Raw genomic sequence first — 20633 nt, 5'->3', positions numbered from 1 at the left:
TGGTTAGGTGAGGGTGTTGCCTTTGGGAACACGTTTAAAATAAAATTGTTTGCAAACAGATAGAGGGCGGAATCAAAACGTTAGTTTTGTCTCGCCCTCGTTCTCGTTTTATTCAGCTTTTAAATCTACTTCAATATTGCCAGCAACAGCCTTTGCGTATGGGCAAATCTGCTCTGCTTTTTGCATATAGGCCATTGTTTCTTCACTAGAAAGGCCCTCAATGTGTCCGATCAATGTAACCCGTAATTGAAAATCAGTTGGTTCTGGTCCGTTGAATAGTTCAACTTCTGCACGGACATTACGCTTCAAATCACCTTTTCCATCAGCTTCTAACGGGAAAGACATCGCACCATTAAAACAAGCAGAATAGCCTGCCGCAAATAATTGCTCAGGTGTTGTAGTTCCAGGTTTGTCTGACATTGATGTACGCACATCTAAAGAACCATTAGGCGCTTTAGATTCACCTTCGCGGCCGCCTTCATTGATCATTGTTTTTACAGAAATTTTTTTCATGCCCTCATAATTTACAGTCATTTAATTACCTCCTAGATAATGATTGACTTAGTTTTTTCAACACCTCAATGATATAGCACACAATTAGATTGTGCAACACCTTTTTAATTTTCAGTTATCGGCACGGCTACTTCGAGTGTGCCATGAACTGGACATAGGGCTACACAGTCAGCCAAAAAATCATTTTGAGCAGCAGGTGTTAGATTCGTCTTCATCTGGACATGATACGTAATTGCGGTAAACTGATTATGAATAGAACTATCTCGCAAACCGCCCATTTCTAAATTACCGGTGACCGTGACTTCAAATGAAGTTACCTCGATATGCCGTTTACGCGCTTGGGATCTTACCGTGATCGCCAGACAAGTCCCCAATGAGCCTAGCAAGTATTGGACTGGATTGGGTGCTTTATCGGTGCCATTTGAAGTGACTGGCTCATCTGTTAAATATTGATGGCTCCCGGCAGTTGTTAAAACCTGTGCGCCTTCAGCCAATAGTTTAGAAGTGACGTGATAGACAGACATGACCTTCGCCTCCTGTTTTTGGTACTGCTATTGTGACATAACCACTCAAAACGTCTTACGCTTGTTTGGTTTCATCAAAGCCATCATTTTTGATAAACGTTACTTTAACATCACAACCGTAGACATCGGCAAAACGGGCTAATGTTTCTAGTGAAGGCACACTAGCGCCTTTTTCCAAATTAAAAACGCTAGAATAAGACATACCTGTTTTTTCGGATATTTCCGTCCGCTGTAATGCACGTTTTTCACGATAATTTCGTAAAAACAAGCCTGCCTTCTTGGCAATCTCGTCACGTACGTCATTAACAGAAGTGACAAAACCGCCTACCTCGTCTCCAGAAATAACCACATGATCCTTGTGTTCATCATCATTTTCGAAAGCGTTTACCTTTTCATTTAAAGTAAGGCTTGGATTCAGCTGTGTTAAATTAGTCAACGTTTCAGATAACGACTTCAAAAAAACCTCTAACTGTTCTTGCGTGATATCCTTTGGTAATGAGAGCTTTGCAGCGCCCTCGTCGGTTGGAATTTGAACTTTTAAATTTTGTTTACCCATAATTTGCTCCTTCAATTAGCTAACTTGATTTAAGTTAAAATCAATTCTTTATTATAATATAGAATGTATAATCAAAAAAATCAATTATATTTCATTTTTAATCTCACACGTAGTTTATAATATATGGCATATTTACTTGCACACTTAATTTCAGAAAACTATATTCTAAATATATAAACCATATTATGTAAACATTTGTTGGAAACACCTGTTATTTTTGGGGGAGGTAGCTAGGTCAATCATGACAAAATCGAAACGTAATAAGACGATTGATTTCTCAGTCAATTCTGAGGTTGGTCAATTTTATTTGCACCAAAGCTTGACTGCCACACAACTGACAGCTCAACTGGCACAAAATCAGCTCAAGGGCCTATCTGATCAGCTCATCTTGGGCGATGCCTTGGCATTGATGCCAAAATTACCAACAAATAGTATCGACTTAGCATTTATCGACCCACCTTACAATCTAACCAAGGATTTCGGCGGCCATATTTTTAATCGCCGTTCTATGCCAGATTATCAAGCTTATACTCGGCGCTGGCTTACGAAACTTTTACCCTTACTTAAACCCAACGCCTCGTTATATGTTGCCTGTGATTGGCAAACAAGTATTGCGATCGCACCATTATTTTCTGATTTTGGACTTTGTATTCAAAACAGAATTACCTGGGAAAGAGAGAAAGGTCGGGGTTCGCGTAAAAATTGGAAAAATGCGATGGAAGATTTATGGTTTTTGACAATTTCCAAAGACTATACATTTAACGTTGATCAAGTCAAAATGCGCCGTCGTGTCAATGCGCCCTACCGTGTAAACGGGAAAGCCCGAGATTGGCAAGCTTCTGCTCAAGGAAATTATCGGGATACTTATCCGTCTAATTTTTGGGATGATTTATCGATTCCTTACTGGTCCATGGCAGAAAACACCGCTCACCCAACTCAAAAGCCTGAAAAGCTGCTCGCTAAATTAATTCTAGCAAGTTCTAATCAGGGTGATCTTATTTTTGATCCCTTTCTAGGCTCTGGAACCACTGCTGTGACAGCTAAGAAATTACGGCGGCATTATCTAGGCATTGAATCTAACCCCCAATACATTGCCTGGGCTCAGTACCGCTTAGCTCATGTACAACCAGGTGATCCTATTCAAGGCTATTGTGATCATGTCTTTTGGGCTAGGAACACTCGGCACGAACAGGCTCAGTTTACTCAGCATAAGCCTGACAGCGAATAAGTATACTTTAAATATGTAAGCTGTTATTATTGATTTAAGATATTTTTTCGCTTTTTTAGGAGTGTTTTATCGTGCGTAAATTAAAAATAGGCCTTGTTTTATTAGCAGCTGTGTTGTGTTTAACTGTTCAAATACCAGCATCAGTTAACGCGGCAACCACTTCTGAACTGGATCAGCAGACGATGACAATTCAGGCAAAACAAGATGCTTTGAATCAACAATTAAATCAACAAATGGCGACTGTCAGCCAGCAGACAATTAAAACGAACAAACTAAAGCAAACAATTTTAGACACGCAAAAGATTATTGATCATACGCAGCAAAACATCCTTGAAACTCAAAAGGACCTTAAACAACGAAAGGCTTATGCCGCAAAGCGTTTAAGTAAACTGCAGCACGCTAATGACCAGCAAAGTATCTTTAATGTAATGATCTCTTCCAAATCACTGGCGGATATGATTCGGAATGTTTATGTGGTCCGGGCGATTCAAAAAGCTGACGTGGCAGCAATATCTGACGTCGACCAAACTTATCAGCAATTAAAAACAGCTAAAACAAAATTAGTTGCCAAACAAAGTAATTTACTCAGCCAGCAGCAAACACTAGATACAGAAAATTCAAAGTTACAAACTGATCTGCAAAACCTTAAACAAACCTTGGCCAATAATCAGAACCAACTGCAACAGCTAAATCAAGAGAAAGCACAGCTGCAGCAACAACAAGCAGCTGCTAAGCAGCTCGCCGCTGAACAAGCCGCGGCCAAGGAAAAAGCAGCCGCAGCAGAGAGTGCTAAAACTTCAGCCGCCAGCACACCGGCCGCTGAAGCTGCCCCGACACAATCGGCAACTCAAATTTTACCAACGCCCGAACTTAGTGGCACTAATGACAAAGTTGCTACTGGCGTTAAAATTTCTTTTTATGATCCTGCCGTTCTGGGATCTTCCATGGGCTACGGGGGTGTAGCTGCCAACTTAGCCGTTTATCCAAAGGGGACGCGCCTTAAAATTGTTTTTGCTGATGGGACAGAGATTCATCGGGTGGTTAATGACACTGGTACCTTTGTTTATAGCAGCCCCAATCAAATTGACGTGGCTTGGCCAAATGCTGCAATTCCAAGCTACGGTATTACCACGGCAACTGTAACAGTTGAATAAATTCAATCCATGATGACCTGGCATCGACGCCTAACTATCATGGATTTTTTGTATCGCATTTTTTGTTTCACGTGAAACTTTAAATAATTCTCTGAAATATTATAAAATTCAAATTACGTATCGTCTATCGCGATTTTTGCTAGCGGGTCGCTACTAAAAACATTTTGGCTTACGCGCACTTTAACAATTCTTTAGGAATAAGTCCCCAAAAGTTCACAGACCTTGTATATAATGTATGATTGAGGTGAATTTATAATGGCATATCGTACACCGCCTTTATTAACGCCAGCAGCGATTGTTTCACTGATATTAGCTGTTTCGGCGATCAACTTTGGGGTCAATAAAGTCGCCCCCGTTAGCACGACCCCTTCCCACGTGGAAAAAACTAGTTCAACCACGTCATCGATCACATCTTCTAAGGAAAGCAGCTCGAGCAGTTCTAGTGAATCAAAACACTCTAAGCCAAAACCAGAAGATGAGAGTCAAAGTTCCAGCAGTTCAAGTGTTTCCAGCAGCAGCCGTTCAGAATCTAGTGCTTCTAGTAGTTCAAATAACAATCAGGCTTCTTCCAGCTCAAATTCGAGCACAGAAGCAAACGATACGGAGCAAAATAATACCAATAAAACCAACGGCACTGATGAAAATAATGCGAATAATGCCTCAACCCCAAGTAAAAACACCAATCAGTCGACTAATCAAAATGGTACTGGCACTGGTACGGGTACTGGCAATACAACCAATAATCAAACGGGTGGCACGACCGCCCAAACACCGCAACAGAATACAAATCAATAACTCAAGGTGGTTCTATGCTTAGTTTATTAGATACGATCAATCATTTTCTGGGTTATTTCAATATAAACAACAAACCTAGAAATCGAATTTATACAATAATTGCCACAGTTGGCAACTTTTATTTGCTTTATTTATCGATTGAAGCTTTTCGTTATCAGCGTTTTTTGCGTGGCAGTATTTATGTCTTGATCTTTTTAGTTCTATTATATTTTAGTGTGCTCAATATCATTTACTACTTTACAAACAAAAAAGCCAAGTTTGATATCTCACCCAAAATTGAGAAACTCTTGGGTGGACCGCCTAAAGAAGCCTTGGCTCAGTCTAATGGTCAGCAGCCGAACAACCTGGCTCAGCCAGCACATGCTCAATCACAAGTCCACAATATCCCAACAACGGGAATTTTTAGTGAAAATAGTCTAGTCCCGGCCGAAATTATTATTGATGATGGTGAACAAGCCAATCTAGTTGAAATCGTCAATGTTCTGAAGGGTCAAACTATTTTAGCCACCCACTTTAATCAAGATGATGACACTGCTATTCAGCAACAGCTCCAACGCAATGAAACGGTTATGTCTTTGAAATCTCCCCTACCGATTCCTTTTTTTGACTTGCAAATTCAAGCGGATTCGGTTGAGATTTTAGCTGGCCTCAATGCGCTAACTGCCAAACCAGTCGGTCATTTAGCTCGGGTGGGATTATCCTCGATTGACAACGCTATTCAAGCATACGATTTAGCTTTAGCCAATCTACAGGTCAGTGCTGGCCCGCAAAAGGTTTTGAATCAGGCCGCAGTCACGGAAATTCCAAGGCCTTATAAACTACAAGCACAAGTTGCTTTTAAGCCGAAAGAACGGTCGCAAATGAGTTCAAATTAGTTGGAGGCAGTCATGAGTAGTTACCAAATCGTTCCATCCAAACGCAAAAAAGATCGTGAATCTTGGGATATGTATTTTATGAAATTGGCCATCAATGTGGCTGAACGTTCGACTTGTGAACGTGCCACCGTCGGCAGTGTTTTGGTGCGCGATAAGCGTATCATCGCCACTGGTTATAATGGCAGTGTCGTGGGTGAGCCCCATTGTGATGATGCCGGTCACCTCATGGATCACGGCCACTGTATCCGCACTGTTCATTCCGAATTAAATGCGATTTTGCAGTGTGCTGCCAATGGTGTCCGGACAAAGGGTGCTGTCTTATATGTCACCCATTTCCCTTGCTTGAATTGCACCAAAGCCTTGATCCAAGCTGGTATCGTTGGCATTAACTATTGTCACGATTATCACAATGACGCGTATGCCATTCATTTGATGCAGTCCCATCACATACAGGTACACCAGATTGCGGTGGCGTCTGCCTCATGATGATCGATCGTGTAAAACTGCAAGCAACGCTCCAAGAGCTTGAACCTACCCCGCAATTGCATTTTTATGAAACGATTGATTCTACCAATATTGAAGCTAAACGCTTGTTAAAAAAAGGGGCCTCGCTGCCCTTTTTTTGTATTGCTGAAATGCAGACAGCTGGTAAAGGCCGCCTCAATCGAGTCTTCCAATCGCCTAAAGGTACTGGTATCTACATCAGCTATGCTTTCACCGCTAACTTTGCTGACCTACAGCCTGGCCTTTTGACCACCAGTGTTGGTGTGCTCGTTGCTCAGGCTATTCAGCACGCCTATCAAGTGACGCCACTGATCAAATGGGTCAACGATCTGTACTTAAACCAGAAAAAAATTTGTGGCATTTTAACTGAAACTTTACCTTTAGCCAATCATAAGGCTGGTGTGATTATTGGTATCGGCCTTAATTTAAAAACCCCTGCCTCACTGCCAACTGACCTGGCGCCTAAAGTTGGCGGCATTAATCATAAGGGTGATCTCAATCTATTATTAGCGCATATTTGCCAGGGCCTGCCAACTCTGATCCGCGCTTATGCCTCAGGAACCTATCTACCTTTTTACCGCCAACATGCCTTTCTTACCGGCAAAACAGTCACACTAGCAATTGGTGAGCAGCATATTCAAGGCACTGTTCAGGGAATTCGTGATGATGGTGCGTTGTGCTTACAAACCAGCACCGGAGTCGTTGCTTATGAATATGGTGAAGTGACAAAAGTTTACTTTAAATAAATTTGTTTGCAAATAAATTGGGCACATGGTATTATACTTACAAAATGTAAGTATAAGGAGCCAACAATAAAATGAACACCAAATTAACTGGGTTACACCATTTGACTGCTATTACCTCCAGCTCACCTAAAATCTTTGACTTCATGGCTGGTATTTTAGGCCTACACTTAATCAAAAAAACCGTTAACCAAGATGATGTCCGGACTTACCATCTATATTTTACAGATGACATGGGCAGTGCTGGCACCGATATTACTTTCTTCGACTTTCCAGGTATTAACCAAGCTGTTCACGGCACCAACGAAATCAATCGAACTTCTTTCCGCGTCCCTAATGACGCCGCACTAGACTATTGGATCGCTCGTTTTGACGAATTCAAAGTCCGTCACGGTGAGATCAGCGAACGTTTTGGTGCTAAGATTTTATCTTTCAACGACTTCGACGGTCAAAATTATCAATTGATCTCCGATGAGACCAACACCGGTATTCCTGGGGGCACACCTTATCGTTTCAGTCCAGTGCCAGCTGAATTTGCCATCACCGGCTTAGGCCCTGAATATATTACAACAGATAATTTGGATATGCTGAGCAATGTCCTGACTGGTCTATTGGGCTTCACGAAAAAAGCAACTGAAGGCCAATTCACGCTTTATGAATTGCACGATAATGGTCATGGGGCCCAAGTGATTCTTGACCACCAACGCTTATTAAACCAAGCCATCCAAGGTTTCGGCGGTGTCCACCATTTAGCTTTCCGCACGGATGATGAAGAGAGCTTAAATTATTGGATCCAACGCATTTCTGATCTTGGTTTCAACAATTCTGGCTTTGTGGATCGCTTCTACTTTAAATCAGAATATTTCCGTCCAGTTCCAGGTATTCTTTTTGAAATTGCAACGGATGGCCCTGGCTTCTTACTTGATGAGACTTATGAGGAAGCTGGTGTGCATTTAGAATTGCCACCATTCTTAGAGGAATATCGTGCTTCCATTGAAGCAAACCTTGTCCCATTTAATACCGTGCCGAATTCTCCTGAAGCACAACAATAAGAATATTTTTAAAAATAAATCAGATTATGCTTTTTTAGCAGAGTAGGACAACCTACTCTGTTTTTTATTGCATCCAGACTTGTTTTTTTATGTGGCTAGGATAGACTAAAATTCGATACTATCTTAAGGAGGCCTATTGCTATCGATTCAATCAAAACACCTGCTGAACTTTCGGCCCATGACATCTTTGCCAGCACTATTTTAGCGATGGGTAAAGGGCTGATCGAGTTTGGTTCTGAACTACAACGTGCCGAAGACACGATGAACCGGTTGATCGCCTGCTCTGATTTTTTGACTCCCACTGAGAAAAAAGAAATGTACGTTTACGTGACGATCAATTCGATTTTTCTGCGTAAAGGGGCGATGAATGTTGACTTTGTGCCTATTATTGAACGTGGTTTTAATTTAAATAAAGTGGTCCAACTCAACCAATTATCTCGCGATTATGCGGCCGACCAAATCACTATCCAGCAGTTATATACTCAGATCCAACAGGTATTACAAACCAGAGAGAAGCGACCCTATGCTTGGTTAGCGTATATACTTCTAAGTTCTAGTATCACGCTAATTCTTAATGGTAGTCTGCTAGAGTGTGGTTTAGCCGCCATTATTGGTCTCATGACCAGTCAATCTTATCCCTTCTTTCGCCGTTACCTTAGCAATAAATTTATCCCTGAATTCTTAGCCGCCTTTTTAGGTGGGTTACTCGCCTGCTTATTTTGCAAGTTTTATCATTTAGATCCCACCTTACTCTACACTGCCGCCATCATCCCAATGGTTCCAGGAATTGTCCTGACCAATGGCGTCCAAGATACATTTAACAATTATTTTATCTCTGGACCGGTCATGATCTTAGAGAGCTTAACCACCTTAGTTTCCATTACGCTAGGGATCACTTTCGTGCAGCTGCTTCCTTTTGGCATCATGGCCTCGGGTAAAATTGCCGTCGTCACAGTCCCACTAAGTCTCCAGGTGCTCGGCAGCGCCCTATGTTCCATCGCATTTGCTTACATTATCTTTGCCCCTAAGCAGCTTTTCTTACCAATTGGTATTGCTGGTGCACTGACGTGGTGTGTCTATGTTTTTGTCACGAGTCTTTGGCAAAGTAATCTATTAAATACATTGCTCAGTATCAGTGCCTTGTCGTTAGTTTCTCGAATCTTCGCCAAGCATTTCAAAGCGCCAATGACGATTTTCTTCATTCCCTCTTTGGTCGCTTTAGTCCCTGGCATCACGATGTTTGTTGGCCTGAGCCAATTTGGCACTGGCCGCATAACCACCGCTGTCCGTACCATAATTATCGTGATCACTAACCTTTTAGGCTTGTCTATCGGCAGTATCGTTGGTGAAGAAATTTATAAATTGCCTGAAAAGTTCAAGAAACATTAAAAAACGCTGATAATACCCGGCTAAAATTGACAATTCACCCATTTTCCTCTATTCTAAAAATTAAAATATGATTAAAAAGGAAAGATGTCTATGTCAATTTGGGGGAAAATGACCCGTAAGGCCAATATCCATCAGTATTTAAAAGAAGACATCAAATTCCAGAAAACCTTGAAAGCTAGAGATTTGATGGCGTTAGGTATCGGTGCCGTGATCGGTACCGGTATTTTTATCCTACCCGGTACCGTAGCCGCAACAACCAGCGGGCCCGGTATCATTCTTAGTTTCTTGGTAGCAGCATTGGTCTGTGCTACCGCAGCCATGTGCTATGCGGAATTTGCCTCTTCATTACCAGTGGCCGGCAGTGCCTATTCTTATGGGAATATCATTTTTGGTCAATTTATCGGCTGGGTCATTGGTTGGGCTTTGATCCTAGAATATATGTTGGCTGTGGCTGCCGTTTCTGTTGGTTTCTCCGCCTACTTTAGTGCCTTTCTAAAAGGGTTCAGTATTCACTTACCACAAGCTATTTCGGGGCCGTTAGATCCTAGCCACCATACTTACGTGAATCTGATCGCTATGGTTGTGATTTGGCTCATTACCTGGATGCTTTCTCGCGGCATGAAGTCATCCATGCGGATCAATGATTTTATGGTTGTCATTAAAATTGCTATTATTGCCTTATTTATTATTGTTGGTTTATTTTATGTCAAACCTAAAAATTGGTCGCCGTTTCTACCTTTCGGTGCAAATGGCGTTCTAACTGGCGCGGCTACTGTCTTCTTTGCTTATTTAGGTTTTGATGCCGTTTCCGCTTCGGCACCTGAAGTGAAAGATCCGCAAAAAAATCTGCCTATTGGCATCATTGGTACGCTGATTATTGCGACCATTTTATACATGGCCGTTTCCACTGTACTAACAGGTATGTTGCCTTATAGCAAACTGAATGTTGCTGACCCTGTGACTTTCGCACTGCAATTCTTTCAACGTAATGGTGTTGCTGGCGTGATTTCCGTTGGGGCTATGGCTGGGATGTTCACGATGATGGTGACCATGATTTATAGCAGCTCCCGCTTGGTCTACGCAATTGGCCGTGATGGTTTACTGCCAAAATTCTTGGGTAAGATCAATGACGAAAACCATTTACCGAATCATAGTTTAGTGACTGTAACGATCATTATTTCGATCATGGGCGGTTTCATCAATTTAGGTCAGTTGGCTGAACTGGTCAACATTGGTACATTGATTGCCTTCTCCTTTGTTTCTATTGGCATCATTCCACTTCGTCGGCGTAAAGATATTAAAAATGACGGTTTTAAAGTACCGCTTTATCCCGTTTTACCAATTATTTCTTTGCTGCTCTGCCTTTATTTGATGACACATTTACGTTTAGAAACATGGGTTGCCTCACTGATCTGGTTTGTTATTGGCGCCGTCATTTATTTTGCTTATGGCATGAATCATAGTAATGTACATGTCAGCGAAAAATAATCGTATACAAGAACGTTGATTTAACAGGTATTTAAAAATTCATTTTAAAAAAGCTCGCTTTATTCAGATATCTGTGCTATATTATTAACAGCGTAATTTTTAGATTCGAAGTTCTACGAGTTTTTGCTTTATAGATTTCTTTCTGAAGTTACCTAGTTGAATGTCACATATGGTTTGTCGAAGGGAATTTATACATGCAAAACGGTACAGTAAAATGGTTTAACGCAGAAAAAGGTTACGGCTTCATCACTACAGATACAGGTAATGACGTATTTGTACATTTCTCAGCTATCCAAGGTGACGGCTACAAGTCATTAGACGAAGGCCAAAAAGTTACTTTTGATGTTGAAGAAAGCGACCGTGGCCCACAAGCTGCTAACGTCGTTAAAGACTAATATCAAAATATAAAATTTCAACCCGTAAAGCTTAAGCCTTACGGGTTTTTTGTGGTTCTATATTTTTTGGTGTTGGTGGACGTCAGTCCACTGGCACCTTATTTTTATACCAATTTTGAGATACAAAAAAGGAACACCATGTTCCTATATTACAATCAAGTCGACCAAAACCAATTGAAAAAAGGATGAACGATATTCCCTACTACTGATTTTACAAAAAATGTTCTAGGGATCAAGGATAGAAAATAAGTTGTTATTTTTTAAACTTTTAGTATTAGCAGTTAATAGGCTGATTTATTGACATCTTTAGTCTTTTACCTTACAATCCTACTATAATCTAGATACGGTACTATGATGTAGCTATACATAATTGGATAATGCTCTTTTGTATTTTTAAGTTTTCAAAGTTTTTCATAGCTTTAGGAGGGTTAGAAATGAAAAGAAATTCTATTGTGCTTGCTACCTTTATCGTTGGACTGTTTAGTGCTTGGTTTAATAACGATATTGCATTTGCCGTTGCTAATAATAATACACAAGTACAGCCCAATCTAATAACCGATAATCAGGCGCAAACACCCGTACCCGATATTACTGAACTTCAAAATATTCCTGATTCTTTGGTAAACCCGACTCCTTTCATACAGTTTATGTCTGAGAAACGGATAACCCTTGCCACATATACAATGGGAGTATCACAGACCAAAGATTTAGCCAATCGGATGAACAGCATTAGTGGTATTTCTGCAAATGTCATTTCTGCACTACTAGGTTTTATTCCAATTTATGGTGGTGCGGCTAGCTTAGCATATTCACTTAGTGCGAGCGCAGCAAACAAGAGTGTTGTACAACGTGCTGCTGCACAGGGAAAAAAATTGCGAGTACGAGTAACCGACAATGCGTATTATCATACTTCCTACTCACTGCAATATGAATACTCAATTGTCTAATGGGGGGCTAAAATGATGGTATCTATCAAACGTGGCAGTATGTTATTCTTGAAAGTTCTGCCTCTGGCATTGTTACCAACCATTTTTTCATTGATCCGCGGACAAACGATCAGTTTTACCCTTCTATCAGTCGCTTTGATTATACTCTGGCTACTGTCCGTTTTCTTAGTTGCTATCGGTTTCTATGATTGGTTTAGAAAAATAATTGTACAGCATATAACTAAGTAATATTCTTTCATGATTATGTCTGGAAGTTAGATCTTAACTGATCTAACTTTTTTTATTAGCCGTCACGATCTATGCTTTTTTTCCTACCACTCATATCGAACCAAAACTGTCCATTATCCAAAATTACCCAATCAAGGCAATTTTCCCAAAAATAAATCCGCTTTCATGAATAACTTACAAAAAATAATTGAAAAACACTTGCATTTTACTCAAAAAATGATTATTCTAGATGACGTTGTTAATTCTTACAAAAAGTAAGTTAAATAGAAATGAATCAAATTAATTGATGGAGTGATTATGCAATGACAAAAATGAAAGCCGGACAAGCTTTAGCACAAGTTCTTACAAGTTGGGATATTGACCACATCTATGGCATTACTGCTGATTCCATCAACAATACTGTCGATGGTCTTTACCAAGAAAGAGAAAATCTAAAATATATTCAAGTGCGTCATGAAGAGGTCGGCGCCCTCGCTGCTTCTGCCGACGCCAAATTAACGGGCAAGATCGGTGTTAGCTTCGGTTCCGCTGGTCCTGGTGCAACCCATCTATTTAATGGTTTGTATGATGCTAAGATGGATCATGCGCCAGTATTAGCTATCGTCGGCCAATCTAGCACGGCTGTGATGAACACAAACTTCTTCCAAGAAATGAACCAAGATCCAATGTTCGTGGATGTTTCTGTATTCCACAAGCAAGTTGTTAGTGCCGAACAAATTCCTTACGTGGTAGACGAAGCTATTCGTGCTGCTTATGCTCAAAAGGGCCCAGCCGTTGTCATCATTCCAGATGACTTATCTGGTCAAGAAATTGATTTTGAACCTTACAAGACAGCTCATCTTGCTCATGGTGTGATGGAATCTAAAATTGATCCTAAAGATATCGATGAAACAGTCGCATTACTCAAAGCCGCAAAACACCCCTTACTCTGGGTTGGCCGTGGTTTAGCTGGTTCACGCAATGAAGTTGTTGAATTAGCTGAAAGTTATCAATTACCCGTTGTTTCTACAGTTCCGGGCACTGGGATTATCCCCACAGACCACCCAAGTTTCATGGGCTCCATGGGACGTTTGGGTACTAAACCAGCTTTTGAAGCTGCTCAAGGTGCGGATCTGATCTTGTTCTTAGGTACTAACTTCCCGTTTGCACGCTTCTGGCCTGCTGGTGTGAAAGTCCTACAAGTTAACAATAATGCTGAAGATTTAGGTAAACAGCATGATGCTGATTTAACAATTTTGGCTGATGGTCATGACTTCATCACAGAGTTATTGGCTCGTCATGAATCTCTACCAGCTTCTGACTGGCTCAAAGCGAACCAAAAGAATAAAGCTAACTGGGATCAATGGTTGGCTGACCTAGCTGCCGATGACAGCAAAGGCTTGCGTGCTGAATCCGTCATTGATGCGATCAAGCAGAACTCAACGGACCAAACAGTCTTTGGCCTTGATGTTGGTAACAACACAGAATGGGCAATTCGCCAAATCCCAGTCAATGCCGATCAGAAGTTCACCCTTTCTGCTTGGTTTGCAACTATGGGCTACGGCCTTCCTGCTGGCATGGCTGGTCAATTGAGCTTCCCTGACCGCCAAGTTTATAGCATTTCTGGTGATGGTGGCTATGCCATGGTCATGCAAGATCTCTTGACTGAAGTTAAGTACGAATTACCAGTTATCAACGTGATCTTAGAAAACAAATCATTTGGTTTCATCCAACATGAAAAATTAGTTGCTGGTCAAGCACCTTATGGTATCGATCTCCTTGGTGCTGACTGGGCTAAGATTGCTGACAACATGGGTGCCATTGGTTTAACCGCTAATGATATTCCATCATTGAAAGCTGCTTTTGCAAAGATCCAACAATTAACGGCTGCCGGCAATCGCAAGCCAATCGTCTTAGATGCCAAGATCCGCAATATTGACCCAGTGGATACTAGCTTTATGCCACTAGATCCAAACATCTTTGATGAAAAAACAATTGCTGATTTCCGCAAACAATATGAATTAGAAGGCAACCAACCAGCACTCTCAGAATTACTTGCTGAAAACAAATAACTAAGCCTTATCACATTTAATAACCGCGCAATAGCATAAAAAAACTGGTACACCACGGACTGATTCGTCGATCCTTGGGTGCCAGTTTTTTTGTATGTTTTGGTATTAATAGTGACCCACGCTTCAGACATAAGTTCTTACTTTCAGCATCATTTGACGATGATAGATGGCGTCCTGCAAAGTTAACCCTTGGAAAAGTTGATATTTTATATAAAAAGACGAGTATGAGACAAAAGGCAACACGTTTAAAATTTAATTGTTCGTAAACACATAGTGGCTGAAGACAAAACAAAAGCTTTGTCTTCAGCCACCTGTTAATTACATACCACTAACGCACCTGACTAACCGGCCGCATTAAAATCTCATTAATACCGACATTTTCTGGCTGATCGATAGCGTATAACACAGCATTAGCGACATCTTCAGCAGCTAAGCCATTTTCTTTTTCATCTTTTTCCACAGCTGCTCGCCGTGTAGGGTCAGTGATCGTGCTGAATAATTCCGTATTCACTGCACCGGGTGAAATCATTGTCGTCCGGATGTGATGTGCTGCTTGCTCTTGGCGCAGGCCGTCCATAATTGCTTGAATGGCATACTTTGTCCCAGCGTAAACAGCCGTTCCAGGGTGGACGACATGCCCAGCAACCGAGTCAGTCGTAATGACTTGACCGCCATTTTGTTTGATCATGATCGGTAATACTGCTGCAATACCATAGAGTACCCCTTTGATATTGACATCAATCATGCGTTCCCATTCATCAACTTTTAATTCTGCCAATTCAGAAATAGGCATGAGACCGGCGTTATTGTAAAGCACATCCACACGGCCAAACTTGGTGACAGCCAAATCAACTAATGCTTGGACGCTAGCCTTATCAGTAACATCTGTCTTTTGAAAAACGACTTGTGCCGCTCCAAATTTAGTAGCTAACTCTTGTAGCCGCTCTTCACGCCGGGCGCCAATGACTAACTTAGCGCCAGCTTGTGCTAACACCGATACCGTAGCGGCTCCGATCCCACTAGAAGCGCCGGTGATTACCACAACTTTGTCTTTTACTGTCATAATTTGTAACCCCCTATTTAAAATCTGTTTTAGATTAAATCAAAATCTTAATATCGTCAAATAAATAAGTCGTGTATTTAGAACGCAAAAAAGACATTGTTGGGTTATACCTGCTAGCTGTCATTCCTGCGGTCAAGATAAAACTACCTAAGCTTACGCCGCTTGGGTAACCCAAAATAAAGCCCTAGTCCGATCAGTTCTGCTGCGAACATCAATAAAACCATTGGTGCTTCTGAATGAGAGCCAAAGGCACCAACCAACGGTGTGGCTAACCCACCAATGGCATTCATAGCCAAACCTAAGAGCGCGGAGGCACCGCCAGCCTTATCGCCTTCTTGATTCATCCCGATCGACGTAGCCGTGGTATTCACACTCCCAATGCCAAAGACCATCAAGAATAAGCCGATCATCAAAATAACCATATTGGTCACGACTAATAAACTAAGAGCTAATAGACCAGTCACCAAGACACCTAGGTAAAGGCTATAACGTAATATTGTTTCTTCAGTATACCGATTGATCAAAGTCCCTACTAATCGACTACCTAAAACAATCCCGATGCCATTGATCGCATAAATCAAACTAAATGTTTGCGGTGAAATGCCATAGATCCCTTGGAAAACAAACGATGAACCTGCGATATAAGCAAATAACGCCCCCATCACAAAGCCTTGGGTCAAGACGTATTTCATAAAATCTCGTTCAAAAACCAGCTGGCTCATTTCACGAAATGCTCGACCAGCGCTAGTTGCCCGTTTACCCTCAGGCAAGCTCTCTGGCAGAAAGAAGCAGACACTTAGGGCTAATAAAACACCGATCACGCCTAGAATCATAAAAATCCCTTGCCAATTGGTAAATTGGATCACAAAGCCCCCGAACAGCGGCGCAATTACCGGAAAGACCCCATTGATCGACATCAAAACAGACATAAAACGTGCTAAAGGTTTACCCGAAAACTGATCTCTAGCGATCGATCGTGATAATACTTGTCCCGCTGAACCGGCTAAGCCTTGAATAAACCGTAATCCGATCAAGGTCCAAATTTGCGTCACACCAATGATAGCAAATGATGTCAACGCAAAAAGTGTGACCCCAATCAATAAAGGCTTGCGGCGGCCATAATGATCACTGATCGGTCCTACAAAAATTTGGCCGATTGCTAAACCCAACAGACAAGTCGTAATTGACAGCTGCGCTAAAGATTGACTGGTATGTAGGCTTCGCTGCAAATCAGGCAGAGCCGGCAAGTACATATCCATCGATAACGGTCCAAAGGCACTCAACGTCCCCAATAAAATATTCAAAAATAAACGTTTTGTTTTTCCCACAATCATTCTCCTCATTAGATTTCAACTTGTAATTATATCAGCAACGCGAAATGTTTCATAACAATTGCGTCCAATTAAAATTTGTGCTTAAATAGTAGGAACGCTTTTTGCCTTAGATTTGAAAGGAGTTTCTGCAACTTGGTAAATTTAACCACATCTTTGCATAATTATACATTTCAAAACCCTTTGATGAATGCTTCTGGTGTTCATTGTTATACAACAGAACAACTAGATGAATTATTGGCTTCAGATGCAGGTACTTTGGTCACTAAAAGCGCTACGACAGAATATCGTCAAGGCAACCCTGAACCACGCTATCGTAATTTGGCCCTGGGTAGTATCAATTCCATGGGTCTGCCAAATGAAGGTTTGAAATACTATTTGGACTATGTCTTGGGTAAACAAACTGATGCTCAAGTCCCTCCCTTATTCTTATCCGTTGCGGGCCTTAGCATGGCTGAAGATTTAGAAATGCTGGCGCAGATCGAAAAAACAGATTTTAATGGGTTGACCGAATTAAATCTTTCTTGCCCTAATGTACCTGGTAAACCCCAAGTTGCCTACGATTTTGAAGCTACTGAAAAAATGCTAGACGAAGCATTTAGCATCTTCCACAAACCACTCGGCGTCAAATTACCACCATACTTTGATCTAGCTCAATTTGATATCATGGCTAACATTTTAAATAAATATCCGCTTGCTTATATCAACACGATCAACAGCGTTGGCAACGGATTGTATATTGATGTAGACTCTGAAACGGTCGCTATCAAACCAAAAGGCGGCTTTGGCGGTTTAGGCGGTGCTTATATCTTACCCACAGCATTGGCCAATGTTCATGCCTTCAGACAACGCCTCAATCCAGAAATTGCTATTATTGGCACGGGTGGTGTTCAAAATGGGGCTGATGTCTTCGCCCACATTCTTGCTGGTGCAGACATGGTTCAAGTTGGTACGCAGCTGGCTAAAGACGGTCCAGCTGTCTTTACTCGCTTAACCCAAGAACTGACCAACTTGATGACTGAGAAAAACTATCAAACTTTAGCCGATTTCCGCGGCAAAGTTAAAACATTATAACAGAGTGTGACAAAGGGGATTATCTTTTCGACAGCCACGCCGCCTTCACTTCAAACCGTAAAATAAAAAAACTGCTAACCCACACGTAACATGTGATTTAGCAGTTTTTTGTTTAATCGAGAAATAGACTAACAGCTTGTTTTGTTTCAGCAAGAAATCCTCGCTCCTTTGAAACTTGTGTCACGATTTGCAATCAGAAGTTGGTAAATCTAATGCTGGCATTTATTTTCAGTTCAAATCAGTCTAGGAACTAAATGGCTGTATAATCAGATTGTTAGCTGTAAGTATAGTGTTTTTTTAAAAAATAGCACTTTCTACCAGTCTTTTTTGTAACTTAAGTAAATCCATTGTATATACTTAAATTATAAAAATACGAGCTGTATGCTTATGGCTCAAGCTTTGAATGATCGGACAAAACAAAACTATCCAAATGGGGTAATTCAAATACCACCAGAATACCACGAAGCCTTGTAGAGCAGTTAGGTTGGCAAGACAATGGAAACCCTATCCATCAGTATTGAAAATAATTCATTGGTGCTTAAACCAGTTTCTAACCGTCCGTGGTGTGACCATAGTAGCGTTGTTGAACACTTGTCTACTCAAGAACTCAATGATATTATCAACCAATATATGCTGTTATTTGATATTGATTGATAAAATTAAGGTTTATCCCAATAAAAAAGTCCAATAGTGTGAAAGGAAGTGTTACTCATGATTTATGCACCTTTATGTGAATGCGACGTTCCAGCAATCCGTTAATCAGCGGGTTGCATCCGCTGATGATTTTAAGCAAAAACAAAATCTCATGCGGAGGAATTTTAATGAAAAGGAAAAATTGGTTAGGCCCTTTATTACTTAGTCTATCAGCTAGTATCTGGGGGGGTATGTTTGAGGCTGGGACATAAGCCACGCAAAATAAAATAATCGTAGTTTTCAGACTGATATTGAATCTGAAAACCACGATTATTTTTTTAACGATTGATTTTCTAAAAATAACATTGACTTTGAGGGTCAGTTTCAGCAGATTAGCTGCCATAATTGCAATTCCTGCTTCAGTAGTAACCTTTTCAATCCCACGAACCGAGGTTCGTAGGTACTTCAAATTAGCCTTCAGATTTCCGGAAGAATGGTTCATCTTCGATTTTTCTCAAGGCATAAATTGCTTTTGTTTCATCATTATCTTTTAGTCTTTCACGCATCTGTTGTTTATGGTGTTCCCAATTGGGATTGATGTTGATCTGACGCAGGTTACCTCCAGGTGTATGAGCATAGAAATAACCCTCCGGGTCGTCATAATCTAGAGCACGATAGGTTCGAAGGTTTCGCACGAAACCACTCTTGTCTTTGCGGTGACCTTCTCTAATAAAGTGGAATTTGATGCCATGCTCGTCAGTATAGTAATCTTTGATCGGATCATAGTTCCAGTTCATTATTTTACTTGCATCACGTCGATAGGATCGAGTCTGCTCTTTTTCGAACATCCCGTAAGGGATCAGGAGCTTGTGCAGTCAGTTTGTTTTCAATGTAGTTATAATTCTGTTCACTACCGTAGCCCGCATCTGCCACAATATATTTTATTGGTGTTGTTTGGAAATCCATAGATTGTAAAAATGGGATCAGCGTTCTTTGATCAGCTGGTCGTTGGTTGATATCGTAGTATAGTGCAAACTGATTTTGAGTCGCGATCTGAAGATTATAACCTGGCTTCAACTGACCATTTGCATTGCATCTTCTTTCATGCGCATAAAAGTTGCATCCGGATCAGTCTTAGAAAAACTATTTCGATCACCCAAAATTGCATTGTTAGACTCATATTTACGTTTTCTAGGTAGGTAGTCACTGTCGATTAAATGACGGTCATGTTTGAACTTTCGCCGTAGGCGTTTGTTAGGTGAACCGCCGGGAATAATCGGCTCTGTCGCAATCACTTGATCTAACCGTTCGATTTCGTTAGTCAACTGCTCGGACGTTTTTTCAAGTGTTTTTGAGTCTGTCTTTGGCGCTTCATCTGACATTGCCAGATCAACTTTATTTGAACGAGTTCCTGATAAAGGCCAGCAATTTTTTTATCTAGTTGTCCTTCAAACCTTTCGGAGGCCTTGCGCCAGACGAAGGTATACTTGTTGGCATCAGCAAGTAGTTTCGTACCATCGATGAATAATGCACTATCATCGATCAAGCCTTGGGCTTTTAATAATTGCCGAAAGCTCAAGAACATTGCCTCTACCAACCGCTTCATCTTGGTCGGAAGAACGAAATCTATTGATGGTACGGTAACTAGGAACGGTATCTGGATCACCGATCAACCATTTAGTCGGAATATTCTCTTGAGCCATAGCCTCTATCTTACGGCCAGAAAAGTTTTGTCTGGTATAGGCAAATAAGATGACTTTTAAAAGCATTGCTGGATTATAAGCCGGGCGGCCAGAGGTCATGGCCTTTTCGTAAATTAATTTATCGGGGATCGAATCGACAAAATGACTAATGGCAACGGCAACGTGGTTTGATGGGATATTGATCTCCAAAGGGATTGATAAACGCAACTGATTATTGTTATAATTTTGATACACGACAGTGTCCTCCTTTTCTTTCTGAGAGTTTTGTCGCTTATAGAATAACATTGGAAGGCACTTCGTGCCTACATAAAAGCAAAAAATTCCTTGAGATCAGATCTCAAGGAATTTTTTACTTTAGGCTGTATAAAAGACTTATGTCCCAGCCTC

25 protein-coding genes are annotated in these 20633 nt (G+C 41.0%); 14 read left to right on the top strand and 11 right to left on the bottom strand.

The genetic code is table 11. The annotated features are described in order from the left end of the window. Positions 1–108: 108 nt before the first annotated feature. The 3 genes from ACNAN0_RS00125 to ACNAN0_RS00115 all read right to left on the bottom strand — a co-directional run bounded on the left by ACNAN0_RS00125 (position 109) and on the right by ACNAN0_RS00115 (position 1593). Positions 109–534, bottom strand: coding sequence for an Ohr family peroxiredoxin (locus tag ACNAN0_RS00125; protein WP_230913350.1), 426 nt, complete (start codon positions 532–534; stop codon positions 109–111). Positions 535–617: 83 nt separating this feature from the next. Continuing rightward, entirely contained in the window at positions 618–1037 is a 420-nt protein-coding gene (locus ACNAN0_RS00120; RefSeq protein WP_230913349.1) for an OsmC family protein, read from the bottom strand. A gap of 55 nt (positions 1038–1092) precedes the next feature. Next, a complete protein-coding gene (locus tag ACNAN0_RS00115; protein ID WP_230913348.1) occupies positions 1093–1593 on the bottom strand; it encodes a helix-turn-helix domain-containing protein in 501 nt (166 codons plus the stop codon). Positions 1594–1834: 241 nt separating this feature from the next. Here ACNAN0_RS00115 and ACNAN0_RS00110 point away from each other — a divergent pair, with 241 nt between their 5' ends. The 13 genes from ACNAN0_RS00110 (at position 1835) to spxB (ending at position 14442) form a co-directional block, all read left to right on the top strand. Beyond that, positions 1835–2821, top strand: coding sequence for a DNA-methyltransferase (locus tag ACNAN0_RS00110; protein ID WP_230913347.1), 987 nt, complete (start codon positions 1835–1837; stop codon positions 2819–2821). Positions 2822–2892: 71 nt separating this feature from the next. After that, positions 2893–3975, top strand: coding sequence for a hypothetical protein (locus ACNAN0_RS00105; RefSeq protein ID WP_230913346.1), 1083 nt, complete (start codon positions 2893–2895; stop codon positions 3973–3975). A 255-nt stretch (positions 3976–4230) separates the two neighbouring features. Then, positions 4231–4770, top strand: coding sequence for a hypothetical protein (locus ACNAN0_RS00100; RefSeq protein WP_416353510.1), 540 nt, complete (start codon positions 4231–4233; stop codon positions 4768–4770). Positions 4771–4784: 14 nt separating this feature from the next. Beyond that, positions 4785–5645 carry a DUF6681 family protein gene (locus tag ACNAN0_RS00095; RefSeq protein WP_230913344.1) on the top strand — a complete coding sequence of 287 codons (861 nt, stop codon included), beginning with the start codon at positions 4785–4787 and terminating at the stop codon, positions 5643–5645. Between the two features lie 12 nt (positions 5646–5657). Beyond that, positions 5658–6131, top strand: coding sequence for a deoxycytidylate deaminase (locus ACNAN0_RS00090; protein ID WP_230913343.1), 474 nt, complete (start codon positions 5658–5660; stop codon positions 6129–6131). Continuing rightward, positions 6128–6895, top strand: a complete 768-nt coding sequence (locus ACNAN0_RS00085; protein WP_230913342.1) for a biotin--[acetyl-CoA-carboxylase] ligase — start codon at positions 6128–6130, stop codon at positions 6893–6895. Before ACNAN0_RS00090 ends, ACNAN0_RS00085 begins: the two co-directional genes overlap by 4 nt. Positions 6896–6966: 71 nt before the next feature. Beyond that, complete coding sequence (locus tag ACNAN0_RS00080) at positions 6967–7944, top strand: ring-cleaving dioxygenase (RefSeq protein ID WP_230913341.1); 978 nt, start codon at positions 6967–6969, stop codon at positions 7942–7944. Positions 7945–8151: 207 nt separating this feature from the next. Continuing rightward, a complete protein-coding gene (locus tag ACNAN0_RS00075; RefSeq protein WP_230913340.1) occupies positions 8152–9333 on the top strand; it encodes a threonine/serine ThrE exporter family protein in 1182 nt (393 codons plus the stop codon). Positions 9334–9423: 90 nt separating this feature from the next. Continuing rightward, entirely contained in the window at positions 9424–10821 is a 1398-nt protein-coding gene (locus ACNAN0_RS00070) for an APC family permease (RefSeq protein ID WP_230913339.1), read from the top strand. Between the two features lie 194 nt (positions 10822–11015). Next, positions 11016–11216, top strand: a complete 201-nt coding sequence (locus tag ACNAN0_RS00065) for a cold-shock protein (protein ID WP_230913338.1) — start codon at positions 11016–11018, stop codon at positions 11214–11216. A 434-nt stretch (positions 11217–11650) separates the two neighbouring features. Then, positions 11651–12163: a hypothetical protein gene (locus ACNAN0_RS00060; RefSeq protein ID WP_230913337.1), complete on the top strand. Its 513-nt coding sequence runs from the start codon at positions 11651–11653 to the stop codon at positions 12161–12163. A 15-nt stretch (positions 12164–12178) separates the two neighbouring features. Continuing rightward, the gene (locus ACNAN0_RS00055) at positions 12179–12391 is read left to right on the top strand and encodes a hypothetical protein (RefSeq protein WP_416353509.1); all 213 of its coding nucleotides are present in this window, start codon (positions 12179–12181) and stop codon (positions 12389–12391) included. 302 nt (positions 12392–12693) lie between these two features. Then, the gene (spxB, locus tag ACNAN0_RS00050; RefSeq protein ID WP_230913335.1) at positions 12694–14442 is read left to right on the top strand and encodes a pyruvate oxidase; all 1749 of its coding nucleotides are present in this window, start codon (positions 12694–12696) and stop codon (positions 14440–14442) included. A gap of 328 nt (positions 14443–14770) precedes the next feature. On the opposite strand, the gene ACNAN0_RS00045 is transcribed toward spxB, so the two are convergent. Both ACNAN0_RS00045 and ACNAN0_RS00040 read right to left on the bottom strand, forming a co-directional pair. Further along, the gene (locus tag ACNAN0_RS00045; RefSeq protein ID WP_230913334.1) at positions 14771–15505 is read right to left on the bottom strand and encodes an SDR family oxidoreductase; all 735 of its coding nucleotides are present in this window, start codon (positions 15503–15505) and stop codon (positions 14771–14773) included. Between the two features lie 143 nt (positions 15506–15648). Continuing rightward, entirely contained in the window at positions 15649–16839 is a 1191-nt protein-coding gene (locus ACNAN0_RS00040) for a multidrug effflux MFS transporter (protein ID WP_269073873.1), read from the bottom strand. 132 nt (positions 16840–16971) lie between these two features. On the opposite strand from ACNAN0_RS00040, the gene ACNAN0_RS00035 reads away from it, so the two are divergent. Next, on the top strand, positions 16972–17910 hold the full coding sequence (locus ACNAN0_RS00035; protein ID WP_269073872.1) for a dihydroorotate oxidase: 939 nt from the start codon (positions 16972–16974) through the stop codon (positions 17908–17910). Between the two features lie 709 nt (positions 17911–18619). On the opposite strand, the gene ACNAN0_RS00030 is transcribed toward ACNAN0_RS00035, so the two are convergent. Genes ACNAN0_RS00030 through ACNAN0_RS00005 form a run of 6 tightly spaced genes read right to left on the bottom strand, consistent with a single transcriptional unit; the run spans position 18620 to position 20480 of the window. Next, a complete protein-coding gene (locus ACNAN0_RS00030) occupies positions 18620–19012 on the bottom strand; it encodes a hypothetical protein (protein ID WP_416353508.1) in 393 nt (130 codons plus the stop codon). 1 nt (position 19013) lies between these two features. Beyond that, on the bottom strand, positions 19014–19340 hold the full coding sequence (locus ACNAN0_RS00025) for a hypothetical protein (protein ID WP_416353507.1): 327 nt from the start codon (positions 19338–19340) through the stop codon (positions 19014–19016). A 13-nt stretch (positions 19341–19353) separates the two neighbouring features. Continuing rightward, positions 19354–19620, bottom strand: a complete 267-nt coding sequence (locus ACNAN0_RS00020) for a transposase (protein ID WP_416353506.1) — start codon at positions 19618–19620, stop codon at positions 19354–19356. Next, a complete protein-coding gene (locus ACNAN0_RS00015) occupies positions 19617–19925 on the bottom strand; it encodes a hypothetical protein (RefSeq protein ID WP_416353505.1) in 309 nt (102 codons plus the stop codon). The genes ACNAN0_RS00020 and ACNAN0_RS00015 overlap by 4 nt, the downstream gene beginning before the upstream one ends. Continuing rightward, positions 19865–20122, bottom strand: coding sequence for a hypothetical protein (locus ACNAN0_RS00010; protein ID WP_416353504.1), 258 nt, complete (start codon positions 20120–20122; stop codon positions 19865–19867). The genes ACNAN0_RS00015 and ACNAN0_RS00010 overlap by 61 nt, the downstream gene beginning before the upstream one ends. Beyond that, complete coding sequence (locus ACNAN0_RS00005) at positions 20079–20480, bottom strand: transposase (protein ID WP_416353503.1); 402 nt, start codon at positions 20478–20480, stop codon at positions 20079–20081. The genes ACNAN0_RS00010 and ACNAN0_RS00005 overlap by 44 nt, the downstream gene beginning before the upstream one ends. Positions 20481–20633: the final 153 nt, after the last annotated feature.

The sequence above is a fragment of the Agrilactobacillus fermenti genome, assembly GCF_047943045.1.
GTDB lineage: Bacteria > Bacillota > Bacilli > Lactobacillales > Lactobacillaceae > Agrilactobacillus > Agrilactobacillus fermenti.
The sequence above is the reverse complement of the archived record's forward strand: the minus strand, read 5'-3'. Positions and strand labels throughout refer to the sequence as shown.